The organism is Vibrio sp. 10N.222.46.A1, assembly GCF_041473595.1.
Taxonomy (GTDB): domain Bacteria; phylum Pseudomonadota; class Gammaproteobacteria; order Enterobacterales; family Vibrionaceae; genus Vibrio; species Vibrio tasmaniensis_A.
This window is the reverse complement of sequence record NZ_JBFRSN010000767.1, coordinates 1-2,699: the sequence shown is the minus strand read 5'-3', so window position 1 is coordinate 2,699 and position 2,699 is coordinate 1. Positions and strand designations below refer to the sequence as shown.

Sequence of the window (2,699 nt, the reverse complement as noted above, 5' to 3'; positions counted from 1 at the left end):
GCTTCCGTGATAATGACACCGAAACTAATCATGCACTGAACAGAAAAGTTGTAGCTTCTGTTGTCGGATTTAAAGGCAACATTAAAGAAGAGTGGCATATATTTACTAAAATCGGTAAATAGATTCTACCGCACTCAAACCATGCTGAAACGTTTGGTAAGCGTTTCAGTATCCTTATAATTCCTTGATCGCCATATACCTACCCCTTGTATAATGTTAATCTTGTCTTGTTATCAACATAGAGAAATTATTCATGAGCAAACTAACCGCTGATACTCAAGCAAATCTAGAACTTTTCGTTTCTGAAACGCAAGAAACTAAACTGGTATGGGGCCTTCGCAACGATGAAGGTTGGCTAGCATGTGATTCAAGTGAATTCGAAAACAGTGAAGTGATGCCGTTCTGGTCTTCAAAAGAAGATGCTCAGACTCACAATGTCGAAGAGTGGGCTGATTTCGAAGTATTAGAAATTCCACTAGATATCTTTGTAGAAGATTGGTTACTTACTCTAGCTGAAGACGGCGTTCTTGTTGGTACTAACTGGAATGCAACATTAGAAGGCAAAGAACTAGAGCCTTCTGATCTAGCGAAATTATACATCTAGCTTCCAAGATCGGTCGTACATAGCGTACGACCGGTTACCCATAATAAGCCATTGAGAATTAGAGATTTACCTCACATAAAAAACCATCAACCTACCAAAAAAATTGAAGCAACATCAAACTAACAATAGAATATCGTTCTTTATCTGATTGATATTATCTCGTGATTCACTTCATTTTCATTGCCTTTTTGCTTTTCATCAATCTTTATTCTTTTAGCCAAGCATCAACATTGGATCATGAATCTTATCCAACAATTAGCTCCTCGGCATTAGCTCCCCACACAACTCCAAATGCTGATTGGAACGCACTCTATCTGTCGACTCTAACTCATTCCCCTTCGCGCGCATTGAACATGCTGCAAACACGCTACACTAGCTCAACAACCTACGGGGATAAGCTCTACCTATCGGCACTGCTATATCAATACATGAGCCAGCGCGATCAACCGTTTTATGGAATCGCTTCAAACGACAGTGACTACCAAGCAATAGAACAAGCGTTTATTAATGCCCTAGTAAATGATGGACAAGGTCAGTACAAAGAAGCTCAGCAAGACTTTTTGTCCATATTAGTAAAAATGCAATCAATCAACGATGTTACAGGTAGAGCATTATTAAAATATCAATTATGTCGTTCTCTCAATGAGCAAGCTAAATATCATCAAGCGAACTATTATTGTTCTGCACTTCAGTCGGATTTGCATGACATTGCTGACCCTGTATTACCAAAATTTGGCACTTATCGAGTGATCGCTAACAATCACCATTTCCGCAGCGACTATCAAGCCGCGCTAGATACTTACCTATCACTGATAAGCGTGTTCCCACAAGGACACGATATTTCGGGGATCTATAACGATGTGGGTAATTTGCTCAAAGAGTTAAAGCAATATGATAAATCGGCTGAGTACCTCATAGAAGCACTCGCTCTGAGATCGGATGCTTCTGATTTGATGAAAGCACAAGTTCATCATAGCCTTGCAGATCTTTACCTTAATCAAGGACAAAGTGACCTAGCAATTAATCACTTTCAAAAAGCAAAAGCACTGTTGACTACATCACCTCATAGCTACGGTATTGCGCTAACAACTCTTGGTTTAGGAAAAGCATACACGCAGACGAAGAACTATGATTTGGCGAGAGACTACTTAGTAGAGTCTCTATCAGCTTCAAGCAAGCTAAACAACGATGTCATTCGAATCAACGCTTTCTTGGCAATCAGCGATATGTTCGAAGACCAAAAACTTAAAACGGAAGCGCTCAATTATGCACAACAAGCTTTGGAGCTATCCGAACAAGTCACAAGACATAAGTACACCGCTCAAGCACTACTTCAACTATCTGATATTCATCAGACACTCAGCGATTACAAGCAAGCTTTCTATTTCTATCAGCGATACTCCTTAATACAGTTCGAAACCCGAGATATAGATAACAGGTTAGCTTTTGAAGCACTAGATCTAGCTCATGCTCGGTACGAAAAAGAACTAGAGAGTTCTTTCCTGAGACATCAAGCAAATTTAGACCGACTTCAAATCGAAAAGATGGAACATCAAAGGATGGTGTATAACATCATTGTTATTCTATTGCTGTGTGCGGCTAGCTTTATGATCTTCACAAACAAAGCCATTCGTGCGAAAGCAGCAATCGATGCCATGACAAAGGCGTATAGTCGCACCGAGATAATACGAAGAGTCAAGCGTATCAAAGCCTGTAAAGGAACAGAAAAACAACATGTTCTCGTTTTACTCGATCTAGATAAATTCAAGAAAATTAATGACCAATATGGCCACCCTACTGGTGATAGAGCACTCGTTCATATAAGTCAGCAAATAAGACAACATTTAATTAAAGGTGAGCTGTTCGGGCGCTTAGGCGGCGAAGAATTTCTGATTATGCTTACTGATACAAAACCAGCTGAAGTACAAGAGCGTGTAGAGGAGTTACATTATGCTATTTCGAGTGCAGTTTTCTTATCAGAAAGCAAAAAGCCACTTAATGTAACCGCGAGTTTTGCTTATCTAGCAACCTCAAACGCATTAAGTGACTTTGATGACTTGTACTCGGTTCTTGACCAAGCACTTTATCAAGCGAA

The 2,699-nt window shown here is 39.8% G+C and carries 2 protein-coding genes and 1 pseudogene; all 3 read left to right on the top strand.

Annotated features, from left to right (window positions below; translation table 11 throughout):
- A pseudogene (locus AB4496_RS19840) lies at positions 1-122 on the top strand (OmpA family protein); the annotation flags it as partial.
- A gap of 131 nt (positions 123-253) precedes the next feature.
- Complete coding sequence (locus AB4496_RS19835) at positions 254-604, top strand: DUF2750 domain-containing protein (RefSeq protein ID WP_017100235.1); 351 nt, start codon at positions 254-256, stop codon at positions 602-604.
- 161 nt (positions 605-765) lie between these two features.
- A partial coding sequence (locus tag AB4496_RS19830; RefSeq protein ID WP_372131704.1) for a diguanylate cyclase occupies positions 766-2,699 on the top strand: 1,934 nt, incomplete at its 3' end.